This is a genomic window from Streptomyces sp. NPDC007095 (assembly GCF_040634475.1).
In the GTDB taxonomy this organism is placed as follows: Bacteria; Actinomycetota; Actinomycetes; order Streptomycetales; family Streptomycetaceae; genus Streptomyces.
This window is the reverse complement of record NZ_JBEYFS010000443.1, coordinates 1-3,877: the sequence shown is the minus strand read 5'-3', so window position 1 is coordinate 3,877 and position 3,877 is coordinate 1. Positions and strand designations below refer to the sequence as shown.

At 68.5% G+C, this 3,877-nt stretch carries 4 protein-coding genes and 1 pseudogene; 2 read left to right on the top strand and 3 right to left on the bottom strand.

Annotation, left to right across the window (positions count from 1 at the left end; all coding sequences use genetic code 11):
• Positions 1–168 precede the first annotated feature (168 nt).
• The gene (locus tag ABZ656_RS56935; protein ID WP_360280475.1) at positions 169–663 is read right to left on the bottom strand and encodes a hypothetical protein; all 495 of its coding nucleotides are present in this window, start codon (positions 661–663) and stop codon (positions 169–171) included.
• Between the two features lie 52 nt (positions 664–715).
• Here ABZ656_RS56935 and ABZ656_RS56930 point away from each other — a divergent pair, with 52 nt between their 5' ends.
• A complete protein-coding gene (locus ABZ656_RS56930) occupies positions 716–973 on the top strand; it encodes a hypothetical protein (protein WP_360280472.1) in 258 nt (85 codons plus the stop codon).
• Positions 970–1,341: a fic family toxin-antitoxin system, toxin component gene (locus tag ABZ656_RS56925; protein WP_360280469.1), complete on the top strand. Its 372-nt coding sequence runs from the start codon at positions 970–972 to the stop codon at positions 1,339–1,341. The genes ABZ656_RS56930 and ABZ656_RS56925 overlap by 4 nt, the downstream gene beginning before the upstream one ends.
• 879 nt (positions 1,342–2,220) lie before the next feature.
• On the opposite strand, the gene ABZ656_RS56920 is transcribed toward ABZ656_RS56925, so the two are convergent.
• A complete protein-coding gene (locus ABZ656_RS56920) occupies positions 2,221–3,162 on the bottom strand; it encodes a hypothetical protein (protein WP_360280466.1) in 942 nt (313 codons plus the stop codon).
• A 74-nt stretch (positions 3,163–3,236) separates the two neighbouring features.
• Positions 3,237–3,788 (bottom strand): annotated as a pseudogene (locus ABZ656_RS56915) (sugar phosphate nucleotidyltransferase); the annotation flags it as partial.
• Between the last annotated feature and the right edge of the window lie 89 nt (positions 3,789–3,877).

Sequence of the window (3,877 nt, the reverse complement as noted above, 5' to 3'; positions counted from 1 at the left end):
CGCGACGACCTCGCGGATCGGGAACCAGATCGAGGAAACCGGACAGACAGACCGCGTCCGCCAGCGGAGCCGGAGCAGAAGTCCGGGCCAGTTGTCCCAGCGGAGCGGGCATGAGAGAAGATGCAGGTGCAGGCACGGACTCACCAAGTGTTCATGGGACTTCGACACTCACATGATCACTGAGACCGTGCCTGCACTGCGTTCTCCGTGCCCGAACCGGGACGCTCCCCCTACTTCACGACAACTCCAGCGAACCGGATGATCTTCGATCTTGCAAGGGCCCCTGGGCAGACCGGTCTCAGACTCCAGCCAGTACCACTGACCGGAGGGGTTGCACTCCAGGAACCACCATTGCCCGTCTTCGCCTACGCAGAAGTCGAAAGTCCCGAAAACGAGCCCGAAGTGGTCCAGGTAGCGGTGAAGCGCCTGCTCAATCTCCGGCGGTGGCTCGACGGGGGTGTACGTCAGGCGGTCGTAGTCGGTGCGCCAGTCCAGGACGTCGGAGTCGATGCGGACACAGAACGACTGGGAGCCGATGACGGTCACGCGCACGTCGGCAGTCTTGAAGACGCGTTTCTGGAAAAAGTGCACTGTGCTGGACACGCTCTCGGCGATTACCTCGGCGATCTTGACGACGGACGGGGCGCCGTCGATTCGGTACACAGGGTTGTGCAGCGGCTTGCAGCACCTGCTACCACCCTGCTACCATACGGATGTGACTACCGCGAAGAAGCAGACGCAGGTCCGGCTGGAAGAGGACGTGCTCGCCGCCGGCAAGGCCGCCGCGGCCGCCCGCAGGCTGGACTTCAACAAGTACGTGGAGCGGCTCATCATCGAGGACACCACCGGTGCCCGCGCCGCCGGCATGGCTGCGGCCCAGCGGCTCATCGATGAGTACGGCACCTTCCTCGACGATCTGGAGCGGCAGCTCGACGCCCCATACGCCGAGCCGCAGCCGGGCGCTGCCGCGTGATCCTGCACGTTGACGAATCCTGGATCCTCGAAGTGGCGGAACGGGCCGGTCATCGCGACCCGGCCGCCGACGATTACGGCGTCCCCATCGCCGCCGTCGCTCGCCACCGCGGCGAACTCCTCGATACACCCGTGTACGACGGCGCCTACTCCCGCGCCGCCGCCCTCGTACACAACCTGGGCCGCTGCCGCTGGCTGGAGCGCTCCAACCTCACCGTCGCCTGCGCCGTCGCCGTCATGTATCTCGAGGCCAGCAACATTCCCGTGAACCCCACCCGCGAACAGCTCACCGCACTCGCCTACGAGCTGAACAACCCGCGCTGCACCACCGACCGGATCGCCTCCTTCCTGCGCACCTGGAAACCCTGAACGGAACCGGGCGACGATCACCTGGTGCGTTCGCTGAAGATTGAAGGGGCACCCGCCGTCCGACGGCCGCTGCCCCTCTCTTCTTGCCCGAACTCCTTCGGCGGCAACTGCCGCGCGACGCTGCCCTGCCTCTCCCCTTCTTCACCGCTGCGACGGCAAGGTGCTGCCTGCCAGCGCTGCACGGCCGCGAAACCGGCCCGTCGTCGGCCGACTACCGGCGGCCAGGACGCCCGGTGCGGAGACTGCGTCGTCGACGTGCAGAGACTGGTGACCTGCCAACGCCACTCTGTTCGATCCGGGAAGTCGCTCTCCGGCGCGCTGCACTCACCCGGGGAGCCGACGTCCGTATTGTCATACGCGCCCGGCTCGCTGACAGGACGGCAGGGCATGCGGTCCCGCGCTCCGTTCGCACGCCGCGCGGGACCGCCCCGCACACCGCGCCTCACCGTCACCGCGTGTCCGGCGCGTGGCGCATTTTCGCCTGCGAGAGCCGTTTCTGGAGCAGTCGGCAAGACCCAGTTGGCCCGGTCTTCGGTTCGCAAGTCTGGCCGCGTGACCACCCCATGCTCCCACCCGGCCTTACGTGGTTCGGGCGTTGAAAGATCGATGACTGACCAGGCCCCGGACCAAGGCCGACCGGGTCCTCGCCCCGGGTGAAGGCAGCCATCGCGTCGTTGTGGTCGTACAGGCGCAGGTCGAGACCCCGGTAGAAGGTGCCGCTGTGGGAGGGATCGCCGGGGTTTCCCAGAGATCCGGCGTGCAGGCGTGTGGTGAACGCGGATGACCTGGGTGCTGCCGCCGCGGGGCCAGAACAGGACGGCGGTGTCCATGGTAATGGGCGGTATGGCGGTCCCCTGAAGTCGCTGAAGAAGTGGGGTTCTACGGGCGGGTGTCGATGATCAGCGGTTGTCCACCGGACAGGCGGCCGGGCCGGTAGCGCTCGCTGGGGTCCTGAGGCGAGCGGACCGTGACGGCGAGGACCTGGGCGAGGTTGTGACGGTCACGCAGAGCAACCGGTCGGCCGAGGACCACGGTGCGGGTGGCGGGGTGGAGGGTGTAGGGCAGCCCGGTGTGCCCGATCTTCGCCAGGTGCTGGTCGACGTCCGTCTCGGTCACGGGGCGCTGCCTGGGGACGGCGTTGCGGCATCGGCCGCGCTGGGCGGCCGGGCAGCGGTTGGCGGTCAGACATGTCGGTGTGTCCAGGACGCCGGCGCGGTCGGCGCCTGCGAGGACGTACACGAGGGCGCAGCTGTTGGTCTGGAAGACGGGGTGGCTGGCGTAGCGGTCGGGCAGGTGGTGGAGCCAGTCCCAGGTGGTCCGGGGCCAGACGGAGTCGGCGGCTTGCGGGTCCAGATGCGGATCGGCGAGCTCCGGCCACAGACCGGTGATCTGGTCGAGGGCGGTGGGTTTGACCTTCGTGCCCACCGCGACCGTGCATGCGGAGTACCGGGCGGCCCAGTCCATGACGTGCTCGATGACGTCCGGGGTGCTGTTCTGCGGGAGGGCGGGCCGCCAGTAGTGGATCACGGGGACGCCAGCCGTGTGCAGGCGGGGGAAATTGGTGCGCAGCGCGGCGTGGTCGATGCCCTGCTCGATGGCGGGGCCGAGGCCCGAGTAGCTGAGGTAGACCAGGATGGACAGTCCGGCAGCCTGGTTGCGGGTGATGCAGGCGACGACGTCGTCCGGGATCGCGCACTTGGTGATCAGGCAGACCGTGTTGCGGACGGCGGAGGCGCTCAGGATGTCGAGCAGAGCGGTCAGGTGCGCGCGGGTGGCGGGGGTGGCCAGGGCGTCGGTGCAGGTGTAGAGCGCCAGGACCACAGGTTGGGGTGCTACGGGCGCTCCCTCGGGGTCGGCCGCTTGCCGTGGCCGGGCGGCCCGAAGGGAGCGGCGGATCAGGTCGTGGTGGTGCTCTCGGTGCCGGATGCGGGGTCCTGGCCGTCGCCGAGCTCGCGGGCGAGGCGGCGCAGGACGGGCCCGTACTCCGGGTGGGTCAGGGCGGAGGCGAACTGGGCAACGAGGTAGTCGGCCGGGTTGCCGGTGTCGTACCAGCGGCCCTGGATGACCTGGCCGTACACCGCGCGGCTGGCGGCGTAGGCGTTGATGGCGTCGGTCAGGTAGACCTCGCCTTTGCGGTGGTCGTACCAGCGCTTGGTCTGCTCGCGCAGTTCGTCGATGATGCCGGGGGTGATGACGTAGCCGCCGATGGCCGCGTACGAGGAGGGTGCGTCGGCCGGTTTGGGCTTTTCGACCAGGCCGGTGATGCGCAGCAGGCCGTCGTCCAGGTCTTCCTTGACCACGGGTACGCCGTAGCGCTGGGAGTCGGCGGGGTCCATGGGCATCAGGGCCAGTACCGGGCTGCTGATCGCTTCGTACGCTCGGATCAGCTGCTGGGCGCGGGGCACGTCGGCCACGAACACGTCGTCGGGCCAGAGCACCAGCATGGGCACTGTCACGTTGTTGGGTGTGTGGAGATCTGGCGGCGTGTCAGGGTGTGGTGTTGCTGGGTTCCGGGCCTTTGGTCAGACCGTGGTGG